Source organism: Bradyrhizobium sp. RDM12 (assembly GCF_051917485.1).
Lineage (GTDB): Bacteria > Pseudomonadota > Alphaproteobacteria > Rhizobiales > Xanthobacteraceae > Bradyrhizobium.
Genome location: NZ_CM133064.1, coordinates 5281099 through 5303397, shown reverse-complemented (window position 1 = coordinate 5303397; position 22299 = coordinate 5281099). Strand labels below are relative to the sequence as shown.

General features: G+C 64.9%; 19 protein-coding genes and 2 pseudogenes. 14 read left to right on the top strand and 7 right to left on the bottom strand.

Annotated elements, in window-relative coordinates:
• The first annotated feature begins 11 nt into the window (after window positions 1-11).
• The 6 genes and pseudogenes from ACTGJ9_RS26055 to ACTGJ9_RS26030 all read left to right on the top strand — a co-directional run bounded on the left by ACTGJ9_RS26055 (window position 12) and on the right by ACTGJ9_RS26030 (window position 6514).
• Window positions 12-1271, top strand: a complete 1260-nt coding sequence (locus ACTGJ9_RS26055) for a CaiB/BaiF CoA transferase family protein (RefSeq protein WP_456673429.1) — start codon at window positions 12-14, stop codon at window positions 1269-1271.
• Between the two features lie 55 nt (window positions 1272-1326).
• Complete coding sequence (locus ACTGJ9_RS26050) at window positions 1327-2319, top strand: Bug family tripartite tricarboxylate transporter substrate binding protein (protein WP_456673428.1); 993 nt, start codon at window positions 1327-1329, stop codon at window positions 2317-2319.
• A gap of 58 nt (window positions 2320-2377) precedes the next feature.
• On the top strand, window positions 2378-2860 hold the full coding sequence (locus ACTGJ9_RS26045; protein ID WP_456673427.1) for a tripartite tricarboxylate transporter TctB family protein: 483 nt from the start codon (window positions 2378-2380) through the stop codon (window positions 2858-2860).
• A gap of 11 nt (window positions 2861-2871) precedes the next feature.
• Entirely contained in the window at window positions 2872-4410 is a 1539-nt protein-coding gene (locus ACTGJ9_RS26040) for a tripartite tricarboxylate transporter permease (RefSeq protein ID WP_456673426.1), read from the top strand.
• Window positions 4407-5410, top strand: a pseudogene (locus ACTGJ9_RS26035) (4-hydroxythreonine-4-phosphate dehydrogenase PdxA). Before ACTGJ9_RS26040 ends, ACTGJ9_RS26035 begins: the two are co-directional and overlap by 4 nt.
• A 93-nt stretch (window positions 5411-5503) precedes the next feature.
• A complete protein-coding gene (locus ACTGJ9_RS26030; RefSeq protein WP_456673425.1) occupies window positions 5504-6514 on the top strand; it encodes a L,D-transpeptidase family protein in 1011 nt (336 codons plus the stop codon).
• Window positions 6515-6549: 35 nt separating this feature from the next.
• Here the strand turns inward: ACTGJ9_RS26030 and ACTGJ9_RS26025 are convergent, their stop codons facing one another.
• Together ACTGJ9_RS26025 and ACTGJ9_RS26020 are read right to left on the bottom strand one after the other, a co-directional pair.
• Window positions 6550-8655 carry an adenylate/guanylate cyclase domain-containing protein gene (locus tag ACTGJ9_RS26025; protein ID WP_456673424.1) on the bottom strand — a complete coding sequence of 702 codons (2106 nt, stop codon included), beginning with the start codon at window positions 8653-8655 and terminating at the stop codon, window positions 6550-6552.
• A 92-nt stretch (window positions 8656-8747) separates the two neighbouring features.
• Window positions 8748-9670 (bottom strand): annotated as a pseudogene (locus ACTGJ9_RS26020) (formylglycine-generating enzyme family protein).
• A gap of 591 nt (window positions 9671-10261) precedes the next feature.
• On the opposite strand from ACTGJ9_RS26020, the gene ACTGJ9_RS26015 reads away from it, so the two are divergent.
• Complete coding sequence (locus ACTGJ9_RS26015; protein WP_456673423.1) at window positions 10262-11242, top strand: helix-turn-helix domain-containing protein; 981 nt, start codon at window positions 10262-10264, stop codon at window positions 11240-11242.
• Between the two features lie 168 nt (window positions 11243-11410).
• Here the strand turns inward: ACTGJ9_RS26015 and ACTGJ9_RS26010 are convergent, their stop codons facing one another.
• On the bottom strand, window positions 11411-12526 hold the full coding sequence (locus ACTGJ9_RS26010) for a methyl-accepting chemotaxis protein (RefSeq protein ID WP_456673422.1): 1116 nt from the start codon (window positions 12524-12526) through the stop codon (window positions 11411-11413).
• A gap of 233 nt (window positions 12527-12759) precedes the next feature.
• Between ACTGJ9_RS26010 and recJ the strand changes: the two genes are divergently transcribed.
• From recJ to ACTGJ9_RS25995, 3 genes are all read left to right on the top strand, one after another.
• A complete protein-coding gene (gene recJ, locus ACTGJ9_RS26005) occupies window positions 12760-14601 on the top strand; it encodes a single-stranded-DNA-specific exonuclease RecJ (protein ID WP_456673421.1) in 1842 nt (613 codons plus the stop codon).
• Window positions 14602-14645: 44 nt separating this feature from the next.
• Window positions 14646-15455: an SDR family NAD(P)-dependent oxidoreductase gene (locus tag ACTGJ9_RS26000; RefSeq protein WP_456673420.1), complete on the top strand. Its 810-nt coding sequence runs from the start codon at window positions 14646-14648 to the stop codon at window positions 15453-15455.
• 96 nt (window positions 15456-15551) lie between these two features.
• Complete coding sequence (locus tag ACTGJ9_RS25995) at window positions 15552-16343, top strand: aldolase (protein WP_456673419.1); 792 nt, start codon at window positions 15552-15554, stop codon at window positions 16341-16343.
• Window positions 16344-16348: 5 nt separating this feature from the next.
• Here ACTGJ9_RS25995 and ACTGJ9_RS25990 read toward each other — a convergent pair whose 3' ends face one another.
• The gene (locus ACTGJ9_RS25990; RefSeq protein ID WP_456673418.1) at window positions 16349-17581 is read right to left on the bottom strand and encodes a lytic murein transglycosylase; all 1233 of its coding nucleotides are present in this window, start codon (window positions 17579-17581) and stop codon (window positions 16349-16351) included.
• Window positions 17582-17718: 137 nt separating this feature from the next.
• On the opposite strand from ACTGJ9_RS25990, the gene ACTGJ9_RS25985 reads away from it, so the two are divergent.
• Window positions 17719-17973, top strand: a complete 255-nt coding sequence (locus ACTGJ9_RS25985; RefSeq protein ID WP_456673417.1) for a hypothetical protein — start codon at window positions 17719-17721, stop codon at window positions 17971-17973.
• 59 nt (window positions 17974-18032) lie between these two features.
• Window positions 18033-18284 carry a hypothetical protein gene (locus ACTGJ9_RS25980; protein WP_456673416.1) on the top strand — a complete coding sequence of 84 codons (252 nt, stop codon included), beginning with the start codon at window positions 18033-18035 and terminating at the stop codon, window positions 18282-18284.
• Window positions 18285-18306: 22 nt separating this feature from the next.
• Here the strand turns inward: ACTGJ9_RS25980 and ACTGJ9_RS25975 are convergent, their stop codons facing one another.
• Window positions 18307-18858 (bottom strand): MarR family winged helix-turn-helix transcriptional regulator, encoded by a 552-nt coding sequence (locus ACTGJ9_RS25975; RefSeq protein WP_456673415.1) that lies wholly within the window; start codon window positions 18856-18858, stop codon window positions 18307-18309.
• Window positions 18859-18912: 54 nt separating this feature from the next.
• On the opposite strand from ACTGJ9_RS25975, the gene ACTGJ9_RS25970 reads away from it, so the two are divergent.
• Both ACTGJ9_RS25970 and ACTGJ9_RS25965 read left to right on the top strand, forming a co-directional pair.
• Window positions 18913-19392 carry a carboxymuconolactone decarboxylase family protein gene (locus ACTGJ9_RS25970; protein WP_456673414.1) on the top strand — a complete coding sequence of 160 codons (480 nt, stop codon included), beginning with the start codon at window positions 18913-18915 and terminating at the stop codon, window positions 19390-19392.
• Between the two features lie 20 nt (window positions 19393-19412).
• Entirely contained in the window at window positions 19413-19916 is a 504-nt protein-coding gene (locus ACTGJ9_RS25965; RefSeq protein WP_456673413.1) for a cupin domain-containing protein, read from the top strand.
• A gap of 95 nt (window positions 19917-20011) precedes the next feature.
• Here ACTGJ9_RS25965 and ACTGJ9_RS25960 read toward each other — a convergent pair whose 3' ends face one another.
• Together ACTGJ9_RS25960 and efp are read right to left on the bottom strand one after the other, a co-directional pair.
• A complete protein-coding gene (locus tag ACTGJ9_RS25960; protein ID WP_456673412.1) occupies window positions 20012-21634 on the bottom strand; it encodes a M23 family peptidase in 1623 nt (540 codons plus the stop codon).
• Between the two features lie 24 nt (window positions 21635-21658).
• The gene (gene efp / locus ACTGJ9_RS25955; protein WP_456673411.1) at window positions 21659-22225 is read right to left on the bottom strand and encodes an elongation factor P; all 567 of its coding nucleotides are present in this window, start codon (window positions 22223-22225) and stop codon (window positions 21659-21661) included.
• Window positions 22226-22299: the final 74 nt, after the last annotated feature.

The following is a 22299-nucleotide window of genomic DNA, read 5'->3' as shown; positions in this document are numbered from 1 at the left end:
GATGTCCCGTGATGCAAAGCGATCGACCGCAATCCACCTCACGCCGCGCGGGCCCGCTCGCCGGCCTCAAGGTCATCGATCTCACCCATGTCATGGCAGGGCCGACCTGCACCCTGATGCTCGCCGACATGGGCGCAGACGTCATCAAGATCGAGAAGTGGCCGAACGGCGACGACACCCGTCATTCGGTCCCGCCCAGGATCGGAGACGAGGCCGCCTCGTTCCTGATGATGAACCGCAACAAGCGCGGCATCGTGCTGGATCTGAAGACCGATGGCGGCAAGGCGGTGCTGCGGCGGCTGATCGCGGACGCCGACGTGCTGGTCGAGAACTTTGCGCCCGGCGCGATGGAGCGCCTTGGGTTCGGCTATGAAGAGCTGCACGGAAAATTCCCGGCGCTGATCTATTGCTCGTTGTCGGGATTTGGCCGCACCGGTCCCTACAAGCACCGTCGCGGCTTCGACCTGGTCGCGCAGGCCATGAGCGGCATCATGAGCTTTACCGGCGAACGCCCGGATGGCCCGCCGGTGAAATGCGGCCCGCCGCTGTCGGACATCACCGCCGGCCTGCTCGCGAGCATGGGCATTCTCGCCGCCTACACCCATCGCCTCAAGACCGGCGAGGGGCAGTGGGTCGAGACCTCGCTCTATGAGGCGGCGCTGGTGCAGACCTATTGGCAATCGACCATCGCGCTCGCCGCCGGCACGGCGCCGCGCGCGATGGGCTCGGCGCATCCGCTCAACGCGCCGTACCAGGCGTTCGAGGCCTCGGACGGCTGGCTCGTGGTTGGCGGGGCCAACAAGAAGCACTGGCTGCTGATGCTGGAAGCGCTCGGCGCGAGCGAGCTCGCCGCCGATCCGCGCTTCGTCAACGGCGCCGACCGCATGGCGAATTTGAAGGAGCTTGAAGCCGTCTTGAGCGAGCGCTTCCGCACCCAAACGCGCGCGCATTGGCTCGCGGCGCTCGACGACAAGGGCGTGCCATGCGGCCCCGTGCACGACATGCTGGAGGCGCTCAGCGATCCGCAGACGCTGGCGCGCGAGATGGTCGTCGAGGTCGAGCATTCCACGCTCGGCCCGGTCAAGACGATCGGGCTGCCGGTCAAGTTCTCGGAAACGCCGGGCAAGGTGCTGTCGGGCGCGCCCGTCTACGGCGAACATACCCGCGAGGTGCTGGCCGAGCACGGGTTCGACGACAAGCAGATCGAAGCGCTCGAGCAAGAAGGCGCGATCGTCTCGGCATCCAGGGAGCGCAGGGAACGCGTCGCCTGAACGGACGTCGAGACGACTGGTCAAACAAAACAGAAAAAATCAGTTGGAGGAAATCATGCGTGGGACGTCGTTATTTCTGCTGACCGTCGGTGCGGCTGTTGCCTTGGGCAGCGCGCCGGCGCTCGCGGCCTGGCAGCCGCAGAAGCCGATCGAGTTCGTGGCGACCGCAGGCCCGGGCGGCGGTACCGACAACATCGCCCGCGCGGTGCAGAACATCATCACCAAGTACAAGCTGACGGACCAGCCGATCGTCGTCGTCAACAAGGCGGGCGGCAGCGGCGCCGAAGGCTATGTCTACGGCAAGGCATCCGCGGGAGATCCCTACAAGGTGATCTTCGGCACCTCGAACGCCTGGCAGCAGCCGCTCGTCTCCAAGGTCGCCTTCAACTACACCGATCTCACCCCGATTGCAGCCATGGCGCAGGACGAGTTCCTGCTCTGGGTCAAGCAGGACGCGCCCTACAAGACGGCGGGCGACTATCTCAAAGCCGCCGCGTCGGGTGACTTCAAGATGGGCGGCGCGCAGTCCAAGGACACCGACGAGGTGTTGACGCGCATGATCGAGAAGGCCGGTCATGTGAAGCTGACCTACATCCCCTTCAAGAGCGGCGCCGAGGCTGCCGTGCAACTCGCCGGCGGGCACATCGATTCCCACGTCAACAATCCCAGCGAAAGCCTCGGGCAGTGGCGCGGCGGCACCCAGCGTCCGCTCTGCGCCTTCAGCCCGAAGCGGCTGCCGCAGGGCCCCAAGATCACTGCGACCGAGGGCTGGAGCGACGTGCCGACCTGCGTCGAGCAGGGCCTCGACATCAAGCAATATGAGCAGCCGCGGACGGTCTGGCTGCCCGGCAAGGTCACGCCGGACCAGGCGGCATACTATGTCGACCTCATGAAGAAGGTGCAGGCGACACCGGAGTGGAAGGACTACATCGAGAAGAGTTCGCAGATCGACACCTTCCTTACCGGAGCCGAGTTCGACAAGTTCATCAAGGAGGATCTCGAGCACCTGAGGCAGGTCGCAAGCGAGCAGGGCTGGCTGGTCAAGTGAGGCGGGGTGCGCTTGCGCAATTGAAGTGCCCTTGTCCGCTGCTCGACCGGAGCCTTCCATGATCTCACGACGCGCGCTCGAACTTGCGACCGCCATCCTTACCGGCAGTTTTGGTGTTGCGGTGGTGGTCCAGAGTCTGGACAACGGCATCGGCTGGTCGAGTGCGGGCGTGGATTCAGGCACATTCCCGTTCCTGACCGGCATCATCATCGTCGCCGGCAGCCTGTACAATCTGGTGCGCGGCGTCGTGCCGGCTGCGTCGCTGGCCAGCGTGCCGATCGCGATCACGTCCATCGAGCTGCGGCGGCTGGCGGGCCTGTTCGTGCCGGCCGCGATCTTCGTCGCGGCGATCCCGCTGCTCGGGATGTATCTGGCGTCGGCCGCTTACGTCTTCGCGGTGCTCGCGATCCCCCGTCATCAATCCGTGCTGCGTGCGGCGATTACGGCGGCAGCGACGGCGCTCGCGCTCTATGTCGTGTTCGAGCGCATGTTCCAGGTCAGCCTGCCGCACGGCGCGCTCGCCGCCGCGTTCGGATTCTGAGGGAGAGGGTGATGGACAATCTCTCGGAGCTCTTCCACGGCTTCACCATTGCGGTCACGGTGCCCCATCTGGCGCTGATGGTCGTCGGCGTGCTGCTCGGCATTCTCGTCGGCGTGCTGCCTGGGCTGGGTGCGCCGAACGGAGTGTCGCTGCTGCTGCCGCTCACTTTCGGCATGCAGCCGGTATCGGCGATCATCCTGCTCTCCAGCATGTATTGGGGCGCGCTGTTCGGGGGCTCGGTGACCTCGATCCTGTTCAACATCCCCGGCGAGCCGTCCTCGGTCGCGACGACCTTCGACGGCTATCCGATGGCGCGCGACGGCCGGCCGACCACGGCGCTCGCCACCGCCTTCGGCTCGGCAGCGTTCGGCGCGCTGATCGGTGTCATCCTGATCACCTTCCTGGCGTCATGGGTGGCGCAGGTCGCGCTCGCCTTCGGCCCGCCGGAATATTTTGCGGTCTATTTTCTGGCCTTCGCGAGCTTCGTCGGCATGGGCGGCGCCGCGCCGATCAAGACCGTGGTGGCGCTCGCGATCGGCTTTGCGATCGCCGCGATCGGCATCGACACCGTCTCCGGCAGCGTCCGTCTCACCATGGGCATCGACGAGCTGGTCAAGGGCGTGAACTTCGTCGTCGCGGTGATGGGCCTGTTTGGCATCGGCGAGCTCCTGGTTGCGGTCGAGGAGGAGTTTCACGCCCGCGCTGTCTCCTCCAGGATCGACTGGCGCGAGGTGCTCCGCGCGGTCGGCCGCCTGCCGCGGCACGGCGTCGCGCTGCTGCGCAGCGCCGCCATCGGCTGCTGGATGGGGATCACGCCGGGCGGCCCGACTGCGGCATCCTTCATGAGCTACGGCATCGCGCGGCGCTTCTCGCGGCGCGGCCGCTATTTCGGCACCGGCGAGGTCGAAGGCATCATCTCGCCCGAGACCGCCGATCACGCGGCCGGCACCAGCGCGCTGTTGCCGATGCTCTCGCTCGGCATTCCCGGTTCGGCCACCGCGGCCGTCATGATGGGCGGGCTGATGATCTGGGGCCTCAATCCCGGACCGATGCTGTTCGTCGACCAGAAGGATTTCGTCTGGGGCCTGATCGCCTCGATGTATGTCGGCAACATCGTCGCGGTCGCGCTGGTGCTGCTGACCGTGCCCGTGTTCGCCGCCTTGATGCGGATTCCCTTCGTGATCATCGCGCCGCTGATCGTGATCATCTGCGTCGTCGGCGCCTACTCGGTGTCGAACTCCTATCTCGACGTCGTCATGATGCTCGGCTTCGGCATTGTCGGTTATCTCTTCAAGAAGCTGTTTTATCCGCTGGCGCCGCTGGTGCTCGCGATCGTCATCGGCGACAAGGCCGAGGATGCGTTCCGCCAGTCGATGCTGATGTCCAAGGGATCACTGGGCATATTCTTTGCCAACAAGCTGGTGACGTGCCTGGTCGTGGCCGGCCTCGCGCTATTGCTGCTTCCGCTCGTGCTGCAGCTCGCGCGGCTCTTTCGCAAGCCTGCGTCCCCGGCAACCGACACGCCAGCCCAGGAAAAGGTGATCATATGACCGCAAAGCCGCTCATTGCTCTCGCGATGGGAGACCCCGCCGGCATCAGCCCGGAGCTGACGGCAAAGCTCGTGGCGCTGGACGAGATCCGGGCCCGCGCCCGGCTCGTCGTCATTGGCGACCGCCGCATCTTCGACGAGGGGGCACGCGTCGCCGGCATCGCCCCGGAGCTGACAAGGGTGGAGCAGGGGCGTGATTTCCGCGCGGCGAAGGGCGATGCGCTGTTCGTCGATCTCGGCCATCTCGATCCCAAGGAGGTCCAGCCGAAGACTGCGACCCTGGCCGGCGGAAAATTCGCCCTCGCGAATTACCGCCACGCACTGGAGTTCGCCCGCGATGGCCGCGTCGATGCCGTGTGCTTCACCCCTTCAATAAGCAGGCGATGCGGTATGCCCGCGCCGACTATGACGACGAGATCGCGTTCTCCGCGGAGGTCGCCGGCCTCAAGACGCCGGCCAGCGAATTCAACGTGCTGGGCGAGCTCTGGAACGCGCGGGTGACCTCGCATATTCCGCTCAGGGATGTGGCTGCGAAGCTCTCCGCCGAACGCATCCAGCGTGCGCTGAAGCTGACAGATGGCTGCATGCGCAATGCCGGCTTTGCGCGCCCGCGCATCGCGGTGGCCGGGCTCAACCCGCACGCCGGCGACGGCGGCAATTTCGGCCGTGAGGAGATCGATGTCATCGCGCCGGTGGTGGAAGCCGGTCAGCGCGAGGGTATCGCCGTAGAGGGCCCGTTTCCCGCCGACACCGTCTTCCTGCGCGCCAAGGCCGGCGCCTTCGATGCGGTGCTGACGATGTATCACGACCAAGGCCAGATCGCGATGAAGCTGATGGGGTTCGATCGCGGCGTCACCTTGCTCGGCGGCTTCCCGTTTCCGATCTGCACGCCCGCGCACGGCACCGCCTACGACATCGCAGGGCAGGGCGTCGCATCGACCGGCGCCAGCCGGGCCGCGGTGCTGCTTGCGGCGGAGATGGCCGGGCGACGGCTCGGCTGATCCGGGCCGGCGCGCTTTTCGGGATAAACTGGAAACTTCCGCGATCGAGTCGAGTTGCCCATCCGACGAATGTCCCCGCGTCGGAGCTGGAACATGATCGAGGAGGCGCCGCTCCGTGCGGCAGCGAAGATTGTTTTCGCGGTCACGCTCTTGGTCTTGGCGGCCGCACCGGCGTTCGCCGCCGGAATGGACGTGGCCGCGATCGGTTCCGCGGAGCCCTCGAAGAAGACCCTGTCGAACGACAAGCCGACCCCGGCGGGCGTGCGTCTGCAGGTGCTGCTGGACAGGGCCCATTTCTCGCCGGGCGAGATCGACGGCAAATTCGGGGAGAACGCCAGGAAAGCACTGCGCGCCTATGCGGAAGCACGGCAATTGCCTGGTACGGATGAGCTGACGGACGACGTCTGGAAGGCGCTGAAGGCGGACGACCGGCCGCTGACGGCGACCTACACCATTACCGACAAGGACGTCGCCGGCCCGTTCCTGCGCAAGCTTCCGGCAAAGATGGAGGCGATGAAAGACATCCCGAGGCTCGGTTACACCAGTCCGCGGGAAGCGCTGGCCGAGAAATTTCACATGAGCGAGCAGTTGCTGGCGGCGCTCAACCCCGGGCGCCACTTCGACCGCGCCGGTGAGACCATCACCGTAGTCGACACCAGCAACGGCGGAAGCGCTGCGCCCGTGAAGGCCGACAGGGTCGAGATCGACAAGGTCAGGCAAACGGTAAAACTGTTCGACAAGTCGAATGCGCTGATCGGTTTCTATCCGGCCAGTGTGGGCAGCGAGGAGAAGCCGTCACCTTCGGGCACGCTGAAGGTCACCGAGATCGATCCCAATCCAACCTATCGCTACAATCCCGCCTATCACTTCAAGGGCGTTCATTCCCGAAAGCCGTTCAAGATCAGGCCCGGCCCGAACAACCCGGTCGGCACGATGTGGATCAATCTCGCCGACGGCTACGGTATCCACGGCACGCCGTCGCCGCAGAATATCTCCAAGGGGCAATCGCATGGTTGCGTGCGTCTCACCAATTGGGACGCCGAACGTGTTGCAGCCAGCGTCTCGAAAGGAACGCCGGTCGCGTTCGTGGACGGCGGTGCTTGATGCCGGCGATTGCCGACGGCTGATCAGGCGGGTGCTTATGCCGCAGCTCCTGTGTCCCGGGGCGCCTCGCGAAAACGCTGGGCGTGAAACTCCGCGATGCCGTCCTTGGGATAGTCATGCAGGAAGCCGGAGAGACGGACCAGCGTAGTGTCCGCTGCGCCATCCTGCGCAATCGCCGCGAAAACCTCGTCCCAGCGCTGGCACATGATGATCTCGCCCTCATTGGCCTGCGCCAACTCGCCGCGCAGTTCGCTGACCGTGATCGGCTCGGCAAATCCCTTCGGCGTGATGCTGTCGACGCTGCGGAACAGGAACGCGTGGCCCACGCGCGCGCGGACCGCGGCGCTGACCAGTACGCGCGTGCCGTAGCTCTTGTTAAGGCCTTCCAGCCGCGAGGCCAGGTTCACGGCGGCGCCGAGCGCGGTGTAGTTCATCCGGTCGCTGGAGCCGACATTGCCGACCACTGCGTCGCCGACATGCAGCCCATACCGCGTCTCGTAAGACGGCCAGCCCTCGCGCTGAAACTCTTTGTTGAGGGCCTCGTTCGCCGCAAGGCAGGCGAGAACGGCGCGGCAGGCGTTGACCGTATGATCGGGATCGTCAGCCGGCGCATTCCAGAGCGCCATCACGGCGTCGCCGATATATTTGTCGACCGTGCCCCGGTGCCGCATGATCTCGTCCGAGAGCGCGGCGAAATACCGCGAGGTGAAAATCATCACCTGCGACGGGTCGGCCCGTTCCGTCTTGGCGGTGAAGTCGGCGACATCAGTGAACAGCACGGTGACCTCGCGCCTGCTGCCGCCGAGGCGGAGCGACGAGCCGGTCTCGATCAGCTGCCGCACGATCGGGCGCGGAATGAAGCTCGCAAAGCTGCTGACCACACTGCGCATGGTGAAGACCGAGCGGGCGAGCTCCTCGATCTCGGCGATGGCGGAATGAATGCGCGGCCGTTCCGCGATGTCGAAGCGCTGGATCGCGTCGGTTTCCTCGACCAGCTTGCGCAGCGGCTCTGCCATCCGCGACCCCAGCCAGAACGCAAACGGCAGCGTGGCGCCGACGAAGGCCAGCGCCAGCGCGAACAGCGTGCGGCGCTCGTTGATGATCCGGGCGTAGAATTCGTCGAGCGGCGCGATGACCGCGAGCCGGACATTGGCCGAGCCGGTGGTGTCGAGCCGGTGGACCGCCGCGATATAGGTCCGGCCGGCGTCGTCGTCGAAGAATTGTTGCGCCGATCCGCCATCGCGCCAGGAGCGGATGATCGGGACCAGCGCGGGCAGCTTGAGCGCGCCGATCTGCGGCAGGTCATCCTGCCGCTCCGGGGTCTCCGCCATCAGGCGGCTCATCTCGGGATGGCCAACAATGCGCTCGGCATCGTTGAACAGGAACGCCTGCCCCGATTGGCCGAGCCTTTGCGCCGCCAGCATGTCCTCGAACCGGTTCAGGAGCATGTCGCCGGCCACGACGCCGCGGCGGCCTTCTTTCAGCGGCGTCCGCAACGTGTAGCCGGGCTCGCCCGTGGCGTAGAAGACGTACGGCCCCGTCAGCAGCGTCTTGTCGTTCTTGAACGCCTCCACGTACCAGGGCCGCTGCCGCGGGTCGTAGCCGGTGGGGCCGGGGACTTCGGCAACTTGCGTCAGGTTCTCCGACAGATATTGCGTGACCGGTGCGCCGCCGGCCGCGCGCGAGATCACGACCAGCCGGAACGCCGCATCCTGATCGACCTTCAGGCTCGCGCGGAACGCCGGCCTGGCGCGGTCGATCACGTCCATCTCGATGAACGAACCGTCCTCGTAGCCGACATAGAGATTGAAGAGCTGCGGATTGTTGCGCAGCATCGCCGCCATCACGCTGTACAGCCCTGGATTGTCGGCGATGTCGGCCTTCTGAATCGGCGGCAGGCCGGAGAGAATGTCGAGATTGTCGCGGACATTCTTGAACTGCTCGTCGACGTGATCGGCACCCAATTGCGCCACCTTCTCGATGAAGCCGGAAGCCGCCGTCCGGGTCATCGAGGTCACGCGTTCGAAGCTGAGATAGACCAGCGTCAGGCCGACAAGCAGCACGACGCCAACGAACACCGTGATGATCGATGTCCGGAAGCCGATGCGGAACATGCGTTTGCTGGCCTTGTTTCCGGTCATTGGAGCTGCGCGACGCCTCCTTCAATATTCGAGCGGCAGGTTTTGTCGCGGCTGGTGGCGACGCTGCCCCGGAGAGCCAAAAGGTGGTCGCACTACCTTGCAGCGTTTCCTTCCCGTTCCTGACGAATGGTAATCGGTCCGCGCACCACGCAGCGGAATCCGACGTGACTGGTCGATGTATCGACCGGCTCGGCATGGCGCGCAGCGGGGCGGTAGCGGCGGCAGTAATTCGGCGCGCAGAGATGCGAGCCGCCCTTCAGCACCTTCCGCGGAATCCTGATGTCGGGGAGGCGAGGGTCGTAACTCGCATCCTCACGACCTCCTCGGGGATTTTGGGGAATGCAGCAGGGCTTTGCGGCATCAGCGGCGTGCTTTGCCGACCACCAGTCGGAGGTCCACTCCCAGACATTGCCGATCATGTCCTAGAGGCCATAGCCGTTCGGCGGGAAGGCCATGACCGGCGAGGTACGCTCGAACCCATCCTCGCCGAGATTCTGGACAGGAAAGTTTCCCTGCCAGATATTGGCCATGTGCTTGCCGCCCGGCATCAACGCATCGCCCCAGGCGAACTCCTCGGCCTCGAGGCCGCCGCGCGCGGCGAACTCCCACTCCGCCTCGGTCGGCAGATCCTTGCCGGCCCAGCGCGCATAAGCCGCCGCATCGCTGTGGGAGACATGCACGACCGGATGGTCGTCGAGACCCCTGATGTTGGTGCCAGGGCCGTAGGGTGGCGCCAGTTCGCGCCGCGCAAGAACGACCACCATTGGCTCCAGTCGGTGAGATCGGTGATGCGGGGCAGGGGCGAGAACACCAGCGATCCCGCATAGAGCATCTCTTTCAGCGCGCCGGGATAGTCGTTGGGATCAGGAACGATCTGCGCCTCAGTAACATGGCCGGTCGCGTTGACGAATTGCTTGAACTGCCGGTTGGTGACCGGCGTGCGGTCGATCCAGAAACCATCGACGCAGACGCGATGGCTCGGCGCCTCCTCGGGATAGTGATGGTCGGACCCCATGCGAAACGTTCCGCCAGAAATGAAGACCATCTCGCCGGTCTTCACGTCATCCGGCAACCACTCGCAGTGATCCATATCCGCCCGCAACATGGTGGAAACTCCGCTACGCGCATTCGACCTGACGCTATGGTGCACACTTCGGCAGAGATCGGCGAGGGCACATTGACCGGCAGGTTGGACGCATTGTCTGGCCTCCTCTTTTTTGGCGCTTGGAGGAGAGGACGACGCTTCATTGCGTCAACGTCTCTTTCCCATCGCGCGCATGCCTTCTAGCACGCGGCAAAACCCCCGCCGCATGCGCTCTGCCGTTCGCAGAGCACCTTCGATCTATATCGCTAAGGTTGCGAACGGTATCTGAACATTGGACGGCTGTGATGTGCAGTTTGTGCCAGGTATGCGGGAGCACTGGGTGAGATCCAACGCCCCACGTCGGAAGCACTGAAACTAAGCTGAAATTCCAGTCAAATTTGGGATTTTCGCTAGCGTTTGTCTCAAAACGCGAAGGCAGATTGTCGCACCAACTTCGCGCTTTGGTGGTATTTTGCTGCGGCCTGCCGCAGAATTGTCGCGCTTCAGTAACAGCGTACAGCCATGGGGCAATTCCTTCTGGTTGATTCGCGCAAGCTGGACGGTTTCGAAGGACTTCATCAGGCCGTTCATGGTTCGCATGTCGATGTGATGCAGCTCGGCCGCGGGCGTTTGCGTGGAACGTTGTCCCATGTCGGCATTGGTGAGTTCTCACTCAGCATCGGCACCTTCAACGTCGGCATGCGCACGCAGCGCGCTTCCAGCGACGACAAGCTGATCATAGGGATGCTTCTCGCCGCCGAAGATCGTGTCGCGCACTGGTCGTTCGACATGCAGCTCAACGACGTGCTCGTCATTCCGCCGCTGCTGGAGCATGACGGGGTTTTTCACGGCGCGTCCGCTTACGCGGCGATGCGCTTCGACATCAACGAGGTTGCATCGCTATTTGGTGGCGAGGCGCGGTTGAGCGACCCTGATACCTGGCGCAGCCGCGGCCATCTCCGCGCGGACCTCGAGACCGGGCCGATAGCGTCACACCGCCTGATTCGGATCATGTCTCATCTGCGGACCCAGAAGTCCGGCCTGACGCCATCGACCGCCGATTTCTGGAAACGATCGATCGTCGATTGCATGGCCGCCAACGTCATGTCGTCGCTGCCACCTGACGACAACGGCTGGCCGCCTTCGGCAAGGCGGCTGATCCGCAGGGCCGAGGAGTATCTCGACGAAGCCGGCACGCGCCCGGTCCATGTCTCGGAGATCTGCGCGGCGCTGGACGTATCGCGACGGACCTTGCACCGAGCCTTTCAGGAAGTGTTCGGCCTCGGTCCGGTCAGCTTCCTCCGGCACAAGCGGCTCTGCGCCGTTCATTCCATTCTGCGCGAGAGCGCACCCGGCTCGACCACCGTGGCGGCCGTTGCGATGGAGCAGGGCTTTTACGAGCTCGGCCGGTTCGCTCAATACTACTTTGCAATGTTCGGCGAGCGCCCGTCGCAGACGCTCGGAGTTGCAACGTTGACCGGGAACGATACCGCTAGCGCCTAGCGGTCCGGGCAGCCTCGCTCTCGAATGAGGCCATCATTGCAGAATGCCGGTGTTTTGCCCGACGTGTCAAATGCCTTGAGGGTCGGACATGAAATCCATGACCAAAACCACCCCGCGGCTACTGTGCATGGGGTTGTTTTCAAGGTTTGGTGTTGGACGGCTCCAGCCTCACGCGGCGCAGACGATCACGCCATACCAGCCGAGCCCGCGATAGGTCTCGTAGCCCGGCGTCGCGTGGAAGGCGATCATCGAACCGGAACGGTCCTGGTAGAAGCCGGAGCGCTGGCCATTGAGCGATAGCGAGATGCGCTCGCTCAAAATGCCTTGCCCGTCGGAGGCGGCGATCACGCGCAAATGGGAGTCGACCAGCAGCACCCGGGCCTTGTCGCTGTCGCCGACGCGCACGCCTTGGACGATGGCGCGCGCCTGCGGCTCCCAGTCGAAATGGATGGCAAGCACGCCGATCGGCGCGCCGTTGAGCTGGCCGCCGGCGCGCACGCTGGCGCAATAGGTCGCGACCTGGGCGTTGCCGAGCAGCAGTTGGTTCTCGATGTCGCCGGCAACATAGTCGTCGCCGGAGCGCAAGGTCTTCGCCTCGCGAAACCATTTGGTGTGGGCGACGTTTTGGCCGACGACGCGAAAGCGGTCGGCCCGGCCGTTGGCGATGACGTTGCCGTCGAGGTCGCAGAGCCAGAGGTCGAGATAGACGGTGTAGGCGCCGAGGATGACGCCGAGGCGCTGCGACGCGTAGGCGACAGCGGCAGGCGCCGGCGAGGCCGCGCAATCGACCATTGCGGAATCGGTCGCCCACCAACGCACGTCGCAGGTGCGTTCATAGAGGTTGCGGTCGATCAGCTCGACCGCGTTGAGCGACAGATCCATCATGCGCTCGCCGCGCGACCGCTGGCTCATGCGGTCGATCGAGGCGACGAGATCGCCGGTGCGTTTCGTCAGCTGCGTCTCGAGCTCGCGCGCGATGGTCTCGACCTGCTGGCCGACGCCGCGCACCTCCTGCGCCACCACCGCGAAGCCCGCGCCTTGCGCGCCGGCCCGCGAGCTTTCGATCAGCGCGTTTAGCGCCAGCATCTTCATCTGGTTGGTGATCTGCTGGATCGACTTGGTCTTGTCGACCGCGATCTGGTTGACCTCCGCGGTCAGGCGATTGATCAGCGCAGAGATGTCGGAATCGTCGTCGGCGCCGGTTCGGCGGTGATCGGCTTGGTTTTCAGACCCAGCGCAGCAGACATCGGGGAATTTCCCTTGGCAATGAGGTCTGATCTGCAACGAACCCGGAACAACAAATTACAGATCGAATACGAGTCTTTTTCCAGGATTCAAACTAACGCCTGCTTAATTTGCTGTTCGGCGGAGTGCCTAAATGGTAGTCACTCCGGCCGGGCCATCCACCGCTTTGTGCGCCGCTGCCGTTGCAATTCCCGGAGGATTGCCGGCCAATCCCTACGCCAGCTGGACGCCGCGCAGTCGCGTCAGCCCAGAGTCCCGAGACCCTCTCAATCATGACGCCGCCCGCCACCGCCTTGCCCGTCGAAATGCCTCAGGCCTTCCTGGGCGTGGCGCGCTCGCTCACCGACAAGCTCTGGCGCAACCGGCTGGATGCGCGAGGCGCGGCCACGGCGCTCGCCATCGTGCAGCGTCATCAGCTGCCGGAACTGCTGGCGCGGGTGCTGGCCGGCCGCGGTATCGACATCGACGCGGTGCCTGACTTCCTCGATCCGACCATCCGAAAATTGTTGCCCGATCCGTTTACCGTGACGGAGATGGAAGCCGCGTCGAAGCGGATCGCGGATGCGGCCGCGAAGGGCGAGACGGTCGCGATCTTCGGTGACTACGACGTTGACGGCGCGACCTCGGCGGCGCTGCTCGCCTGGCATCTGCGCCATTGCGGGCTCGATCCGCTGATCCACATTCCCGACCGCATTTTTGAGGGCTACGGCCCGAACACCGAAGCGGTCCGCGGGCTGGCAGCCAAGGGCGCCACGTTGCTCGTCACCGTCGATTGCGGCACCACCAGCATCGAGCCGCTGGCGGAAGCCAAACGGCTCGGCATGTCCGTCGTCGTGATCGACCACCATCAGGCCGGCACGGAGTTGCCGGAGGTCGATGCGCTGGTCAATCCGAACCGGCTCGACGATCTCTCCGGCCTCGGTCATCTCGCCGCCGTCGGTCTCGTGCTGGTCACGCTGGTCGCGGTCAATCGCGAGCTGCGCCAGCGCGGCTTCTGGAACGCGGAGATGCCCGAGCCCGATCTGCTCGGCATGTTGCATCACGTCGCGCTCGGCACCGTCGCGGATGTCGCGCCGCTGATCGGCCTGAACCGCGCCTTCGTCGTCAAAGGGCTCATTGCGATGCGGCGACGCGACCATGTCGGCCACACCGCGTTGATGGACGTGGCGCGGCTCAATGGTCCGCCTGAGGCCTGGCATCTCGGCTTCATGCTGGGACCGCGCGTCAACGCCGGCGGCCGGATCGGTCGCGCCGATCTCGGCGTCCGGCTTCTGCTCGAGGGCGACAGCGTCGAGGCCGCGCGGATCGCGGCCGAGCTCGACCGCCTCAACAGCGAGCGCCGAGTGATCGAGCAGGCGGCAGAAGCGCAGGCCGAAGCCGAGGCGCTTGCTTCGATTGGGCTGGAAGACAAACTCGGCGTCATCGTCACCGCATCCGAAGGCTGGCATCCCGGCGTGGTCGGCCTGGTCGCCTCGCGGCTGAAGGAGAAGTTCTCGCGCCCCGCCTTTGCCATTGCGCTCGAGCCCGGCGGTATCGGTACCGGCTCGGGCCGCTCGATCGCCGGCGTCGATCTCGGCAGGGCGGTGCGGCAGGCGGTCACTGATGGCATTCTGCTCAAGGGCGGCGGCCACGCGATGGCCGCGGGCGTCACGCTGCGGAAGGACAAGCTTGCTGAATTCCGCGCCTATCTGGAGAACGCGCTGGCGCAGGACGTTGCCGAAGCGCGCCATGTCAACGAGCTCTACATCGACGGCGCGGTCTCGGCGCGCGCGGTGACACCGGAGCTTGCGACCACGCTCAATCGGGCAGGTCCCTTCGGCAGCGGCAATCCGGAAGCCGTGCTGGCGCTGCCGGCGCATCAGCTCGTCTTTGCCGACGAGGTGGGACAGGCGCATCTGCGTTTGCGATTCAAGTCCGGGGACGGCGCCATCGTCAACGGCATTGCGTTCCGCTCGGTCGGGCAAAAGCTCGGCAATGCGCTGCTCGCCAATCGTGGCCAGCAGCTGCATGTCGCGGGCTCCTTGTCGGTCGATCGCTATCAGGGCGCCGAGCGCGTGCAGTTTCGCGTCATCGACGTCGCACTACCGGACCAGGGGCCAGCCGTGATCAGGTGACGGCCGAAAACAACAGACTTCAAACAACAAAAAAGGGAATGAACATGGCAGGGCAGGTTGAGGGCAAGGTCGCATTGGTGACGGGCGGCGCGTCCGGGATTGGCGAGGCCATCGTCGAGGTGTTCGCGCGCGAGGGCGCCACCGTCATCGCCACCGACATCGACGAGCTGCGCGGCCCCGAGCTCGCCAGGCGCATCGTCAAGGCGGGCGGCAAGGCGATCTTCCTGGAGCAGGACGTCACCAGCGAGGAGCGCTGGATCGAGATCGTCGCTGAGATCGCGAAGCGTTACGGTCGCCTCGACATCCTGGTCTCCAATGCCGGCATCGGCATTGCCGTGCCCTCGATCGTTGACATGACGCTCGCTGACTGGCGCAAGCAGAATGCGATCAACCTCGACGGCGTGTTTCTCTCGGTGAAACATTGCCTGCCCTTGATGCGCAAGCATGGCGGCGGCTCGATCGTCATGATGTCCTCGCTTGCGGGCCTGCGCGGCGCACCGGGCCTCTCAGCCTATTCGCTGACCAAAGGCGGCGTGCGGCTGTTCGCCAAGTCGATTGCGATGGAGTGCGCGGCGGTCGGCGACGGCATCCGTGTCAACTCCGTGCATCCAGGTATCATCGACACGCCGATCTGGGGCAAGATCCCGACCGGCGCGACCGGCGCGGGGCAGAACGCGCCGATCGATCCGGAGGAGCGCGCCAAGGTCGCAACCCCGCTTGGCCGCGCCGGTCAGGCTGCGGAGATTGCTTCCGGCGTGCTGTATCTGGCCTCAGATGCCTCGCGTTACGTCACCGGCAGCGAGCTCGTGATCGACGGCGGCATGAATGCCGGCGGCGTGCCGCGGCGGGCGTGAGACGCGCAGGGCAGGGTGGCGGTCGCAGGGGCTGACGCGCAGGCGTGCGCCCTGTAAAACGCTGCCGTCTCCTGCCTGAAAGAAGTTTCCTTCGCCATGGCACACAGCCTTCATGCCTCCTCACCCGCTGCCGTTCGCTCGAACCGGCCGGACCTCGCGACCGATGCGATACGCACCGCGCGCGAGGACCTCGCCGCCTGCTTCAGGATGGCTGCGCGGAATGGCTTTGAGGAGGGCATCTGCAACCATTTTTCGGCCGTGGTGCCCGGCCATGACGATCTCTTCCTGGTCAACCCCTACGGCTACGCCTTCCGCGAACTGACCGCTTCAAAACTCCTGATCTGCGACTTCCACGGCCACGTGCTCGACGGCGAAGGCGAGCCCGAGGCGACCGCGTTCTACATCCACGCCGAGATGCACAAGCGCCTGCCGCGCGCGAAGGTCGCCTTCCACACTCACATGCCCTACGCCACAGCGCTGTCAATGACCGAGGGCGATCCCTTGATCTGGGCCGGGCAGACCGCGCTGAAATTCTACGGCCGCACGGCGGTCGACCGCGACTACAACGGCCTCGCGCTCGACAACCGCGAAGGCGCGCGCATTGCGTCCGCCGTGGGCGATGCCGACATCGTCTTCATGAAGCATCACGGCGTGATGGTTCTGGCGCCAACCATCGCGGAAGCCTGGGACGATCTCTATTATCTCGAGCGTGCCGCCGAAGTGCAGGTGCTGGCGATGTCGACAGGCCGGAAGGTGCTACCCGTTGATCCCGCGATTGCGGCCGAGACCTACAGGCAGATGCGCGACGGCGATTCCGAATCGGCGCGGCTGCATCTCGCCGCGATCCGGCGCCAGCTCGACGCCGAGGAGCCGCAGTATCGGCACTGAGGCTATTACGATCCCTGCCGCAGCTTCGCCAGCACCTTCAGCCCGCCATAACCATCGGCGGGCGTGATCCCGGCGCGCTGCTGAAAATCCTTGATCGCCTTCATGGTGTCGTTGCCGACGCGGCCGTCGGTGCCGCCGGTGTCAAAGCCGGCCTTGGTCAGCCGCGTCTGCATCTCCTGCACCTCGGCCAGCGTGAGCGCGCGCTCGGAGCCGGGGAAAGGCTGGATGAAGGGCGGCGCGCCGAGGCAGCGGTCGCCGAGATGGCAGATCGCGAGCGCATAATTCATCGATGGATTGTAGCTCTTCACCGAATAGAAATTCGGGCCCAGCAGGAACGTCGGTCCGCCCGCAACCGGCGTCCACATCTGCGCGGATGCGTTCGGCTGCGGAAATGCCTGGCCGTCGGCGCGGGTGACGCCGGCTGCCTGCCACGCCGCATAAGTGCGGCTGCCGCTCAGCTCGCCGGATGCGCGGACCTCGTGACCCCAATGCTCGCCACGATGCCACTTGCCGCGATTGACCAGATACTTTGCCGTCGAGCCTAGCGCGTCGTCGGGCTTGCCGAACGGCGAAATCTTGCCGTCGCGATCATAGTCGATGCCGACATTCAGCCAGACCTCCGGCATCCATTGCGAATGGCCCATGGCGCCGGCCCAGGATCCCTGCATCTCCTCCGGTGTACTCCAGCCCCTGTCGACGATGCGCAGCGCATTGATCAGTTCGGTCTCCCAATACGCCTTGCGGCGCGGCTCGTTCCAGGCGAGCGCGGCGAGCGAGGGAAAAACGGGCGTCATGTGGTTCTGCTGCACCAGCGGATCGCCGTAGGCGGACTCCACGCCCCACAGCGCCAGCAGCGTGCCGCGCTCGACGCCGAAATCGCGTTCGATGCGCGCAAACAGCGCCTCGTTGTTCTTCAGCGCGATCTTGCCGTTGATGATGCGCCAGTCAGAGACGCGGCGGTTGATGTATTGCCAGACCTGCTCGTGGAATTCCGGCTGGTTGCGCATCTGCTTGAACACGCTCATGTCCGGCTCGACCCGCGCCATCGCGCGCTGCCAGGTCGCCGCCGAAATGCCCTTGGCCAGTGCGCGTGCGCGAAAACCCTCGCGCCATTCGTCGAAACCAGGAGGCGATGCGAAGACGTTCGTCGGCACTGCCAGCAAGGTGGCTGCGCCGAGCGCGGATTGGAGCACAGCGCGGCGGGCGATGCGATTGGCCGAGGAATCAACGTGTTTCATACCGCCATTGTAGCGGGAAACGTGGCGTCTGTGAGCCGGTTCCCGGAACAGGAGGAACAGGCTTCAGACGTCACGTCTTCCCGGAACAAATTGTCGCACTCCCGCATTCCCTCCGCACCACATTGGAGGAGAATGAGATGAGGAAGTATCTGTTTGCAGCTGCGATGGTGACGGCGATTGCGGCCCCTGCGTTCGCGGATGAGGTCGGCATTCATGCCGGTCCGGTCGGAGCCGGCGTGACAGTTGGCCGGGCCCCCGAATATCGCGACCGCGATCGTGATCGCACCACCGTCGTCAAGGAGCGCGCACCGGCCGATCGCACCACCGTGATCAAGAAGGAAGATGAACTCGGCAACCGCAGCAAGACCGTGATTCATCACGACAACGATTAACGGAGCAGGGCCCTGGCCGATCGCCGGGGCCCGCCTTCTTCAACGAGACTCGGGGTGGAATGAAGATACGCGCCCATGCGGAAAGTCACGTCGTCGAGCTTGACGACGGATCGTGCTGGCAGATTTTTCCCGGCGATCTCGCCGCGACGCTGAGCTGGAAGCCTGAAACGGATTTGCGTCCGGAGCCGAGTGGCGACCGGATTAGCTCGCATGTGTTGGTCAATGCTGCGGACCGAAGCCGCGTCCGGGTCATTGCGGCGGGCGAGGCGTGGCCGGATGGCGAGGTTAAGAAAGCCTTGAAGGGCGGATAGGCCAGCTCTCAAATCCCCAGCTTCAAGCCTGTCCTTTTATGGTCGGTTCGTCGTGCAGATCGGCCGCGACGCCAGCAAGCCAACGGCGGACAGTGACTTCAGCCTTGCCGTCGAGCCCTGTCACCAAACGCTTTTCCAGTTCGAGCACGCGGTCCCGGCACGCTTTGAGCAGCGTCGCGCCGCGCGGCGTCAATGTCCATTGCTGGATGCGGCCGTGGACGGGATGCGGCGTCATCAGGATCGCGCCGTCTCGCGCGAGGTTGCGGATGATCACCCCGACGGTCTGCGGCGTCAGGAAGGTGAGGCGGGCGACATCGGCGCCTGATAGTCCCGGATAGGCGTTCAGCATCGTCAGCACGGCGAATTGCGGCGAGGTCACCCCGAGATCAGCCAGCGTGCGTTCCATCTTCAGCCGCACTGCGGCATGGGCCTGACGCAAGAGGTAGCCGAGATAGCCTCGCTCGCCGCGCTTGCCTTCGCCAGGGGCGGGCACGTGTACCGGGCTATCCTTGGGCGGCCCGGGCGTCTTCCGCCCCGGTTGCGATCTTGTGATGTCGACAGGCTTGCGTATCATATAAGAGCTCTTATAACTTGTAAGCATCCTTCCAATAGCACGAGGTGAACGGCAGTGTCACACGCCCGCAGCGAGTACGAGGATTTCAAGAAGATTGCGCCGGACGCCTACGATCTGGTGCTTGCGCTGGGCCAGGTTGCGGCCAAGGCCGGCCTCGACAAGCAGCTTCTCGAGCTGATCAAGCTGCGCGCCTCGCAGATCAACGGCTGCGCCTTCTGTGTGCAGCACCATGTCCTGCTCTCGGAGCGGCTCGGCGTGCCCGCGGACAAGCTCCATCTGGTCGCGGTCTGGCGCGAGGCGCCGATCTATTCGGCGCGCGAGCGGGCAGCACTAGCCTGGGCCGAGGCATTGACCCAGCTTGCCGACGGCTTCGGCGACGAGGTTTACGCCGAGGTGCAGCGTGAATTCTCGGAGGCCGAGCTGATGTACCTGACCTCGGCAATCGCCTCGATCAATGTTTGGAATCGGTTTGGCGCGGCCTATCGCTGGACGCCGGCGAAGCGGCCGGTCGCGGCGAATGCCGCGACGTCCTGATTGCAACGAGGAAGGTTGTCATGACTGCAATGAATTTGGTTGCCGTGCCGCGCCCTGTGCCATTGCGCTCGACGGCGTTGGCCGTCGTCGGCGGGCTTGCCTGCGCGCTTGCGATCGGCAAGGTGCTGCCGGTGACAATGGGCACCGTATCAGGCGCACTCGCGCCGCTCTGCGCCACCGCTGCGGAAAGCTCGTCACTCGACAAGGTCGAGCCGATCGGGTCCTACCCATTGCCCAACGTGCCGGGTAAGCGTGTCACCATCGTGCGCGTGTTCTACGGGCCAGGCGGGTTTTCTCGACCGCACCGGCACGCCGGCTCCGTGACCGCTTACATCACCAAGGGCGAGATCCGCTCCCAGCTCGGCGGCGGCCCCGTCGAGACGTTCGGTGTCGGCCAGTCCTTCTTCGAGCCGCCGGGCACTACGCATCTGGTCTCTGCCAATGCCAGCACCACGGACCCGGCCGAACTGATTGCGGTCTTCGTGGCGGATGAGGGCGCCCAACTGACGACGTATTTGGAATAGCCAGCCCGGATTGACCAAGCCCAATCCGGCTTTTGGTTCTCGTCGATGTAGCTGAGATGCGTCGTCAAAATGCGGCCGGTGGTGCGGGCTGAGCGTCAGTTCTCTTCGCCGCTCGATCCCTCGCGCTGATCAGGCTTGACCGCATCCTCAGGCAGCGCGTGTGCGACGGGCTGCGGGGTGCTTGCGATCTCCGGGCCGAACTCGCGGCCTCGGGCGCGGATCAGGCGCTCGTAGGCCGAGACCAGCGTGATGTAGGGGCTGACCCAGATCCAGCCGTCGCGGGTGAACACCTGGACGTCAAAATGCAGGTGCATCGACGTACCCGCGGGGTGGTCAAGGTAGTTGGAGATCACGCCGATCTTCTCGCCTTCGGTGACGATTCGCCCATTGAGCACCCCGTCGGCGTTCAACGCCTGCGGATTCATGTGCATGTAGCGGAAGCGGATGTGCTCGGTGCGGCTGTTGACCTCGAGCGTGGCGGCCTGGTCCTTGGGGGCACGGATTACCACGGCGTCGCGCGCGGCGACGACGCTGCGCTGCTTGGGATCGCAGGGTTCGCGGCCGTCACCGGGCGAGGGGCAGCCGGCGGCGCGGATGTCCTCGCCCTGGTGGCCATAGCCGCCGCCGCACTGCCAGACTTCGAAGCTGCGTGACTCGCAGAAATTGTCGCGCCAGGGATAGGTGGTCGGGCCATCGTCCTTGTCGCGCTTGGCGTAGGATTGCGAATGCACCAAGGCCGGCGCTTTCTCGAGCGGAAAGCGGATCTGCGCATACGCCGTCGGATCGGGATGGCCGCCCTGTTTGCGATAGCCGGAGTTCGGGATGATGTCGCCGCTCGGCCGGTAGCTGAAATCCGCGGACCGCGCGGTCGGGCGATCAATCAGATCAGATGCAACGTCCATCAATGGCCGGGTGCGCTGCCCGCCGGCGACGTGCAGCGCCTTCAGGAAACGCTCGGCAACGGGGTAGGCCTCCTTGCAGGCGAGTCGCCGCGGCTTCGCGACGCTGTCCAGGCACTGGATCGACACCACATAGGCGACGCCGAAGCGACTGAAGGCATAGCGCACATAGCCTTCACGGATGAATCTGCGCAGGTCCGGGTAGATTGCCGCCAGCGGCTTGACCAGCTCGCCCTTGCCGCCGGCGGGATCGGCAATGTCGTAGACGAGCGCCGATCCGGTGATCTGCACATCGACCCGGTTGGCGAAGGTGCGCGAAGGCATGCCGTCGCCGGCGCCGGGCTCGAGCGAGAATGTCGCGCTGTAGCCGGCGGGACCGGCATCGAACATGTCGACGGGATTGAAATCGGCCTGGTAGCGCGGCAGAGCCAGCGGGGATTGTGCGCCGCTGCGTTGCGCCTCGAGATAGGCGGCGGCATCGAACGGCAGCAGCACGGGAACGGGGCTGCGGGCAATGCCGGTGAAGAATTGCGAGGAGACCGCATTGAGCTGCACCAGCGCCGGCATTGCGCGCGGATCGAAGCGCGGCACCGAATGGCGCGGCACGAAGATGAAATCGCCGGCGACCTGGGGGCGACTATTGATCTCGGTGCGGAGCTGGTCGAGCGCTGCGCGCCAATCGACGCGCAGGGCCGTGAGCGACGGGCCGCGGAATTCCTCCGCGGCGAGCGGAGATGCGATCAGGAGCGAAAGCGACGCCAGAAGAAACGAGACGAAGCGGAGACCGTTCGTACCCACTGTCTCGCCCCCCGGCGGCACCTGTTCCGATCCTCGATCTCTTGCCTAGTCCTTGGCGCGCTCGGAGTAGGAGCCGTCTTCGGTCATCACCACGATACGGGTGCCGACGGCGATGTGCGGCGGCACGGTCGTACGCAGGCCGTTGGAGAGCACCGCCGGTTTGTAGGAGGATGAGGCGGTCTGGCCCTTGGTCACGGGCTCGGTCTCGACCACTTCGAGCGTCACACGCTGCGGCAACGCGATCGACACCACGTTGGCGTCGTGCGTCGACAGCTTGACCGTCATACTCTCCTGGAGATAGGCGGCCGCGTCGCCGATCACGTCCTTGGACACCTGGACCTGATCATAGGTTTCCGGGTTCATGAAGTGGTAGCCGTCACCATCTTCATAGAGGTAGGTGAAGTTGCGCTCTTCGATCGTGGCCTTTTCGACCTGATCGGTGGTCTTGTAGCGCTCGGAGATCTTTACCCCGTCCGAGATTCGGCGCATTTCGATCTGGCTGACCGGAGTGCCCTTGCCGGGATGAATGTTCTCGGCGGTCACGACGACATAGAGCTTGCCGTCTTGCTCGATCACGTTGCCTTTGCGAATAGAACTGGCGATGACTCTCAAAGCTATATTTCCTGCTTGCTTGGCCCGGCTCCGGCCAGGACGTGGTCAAATCGATGGGGGACGTGGGGCCTCAA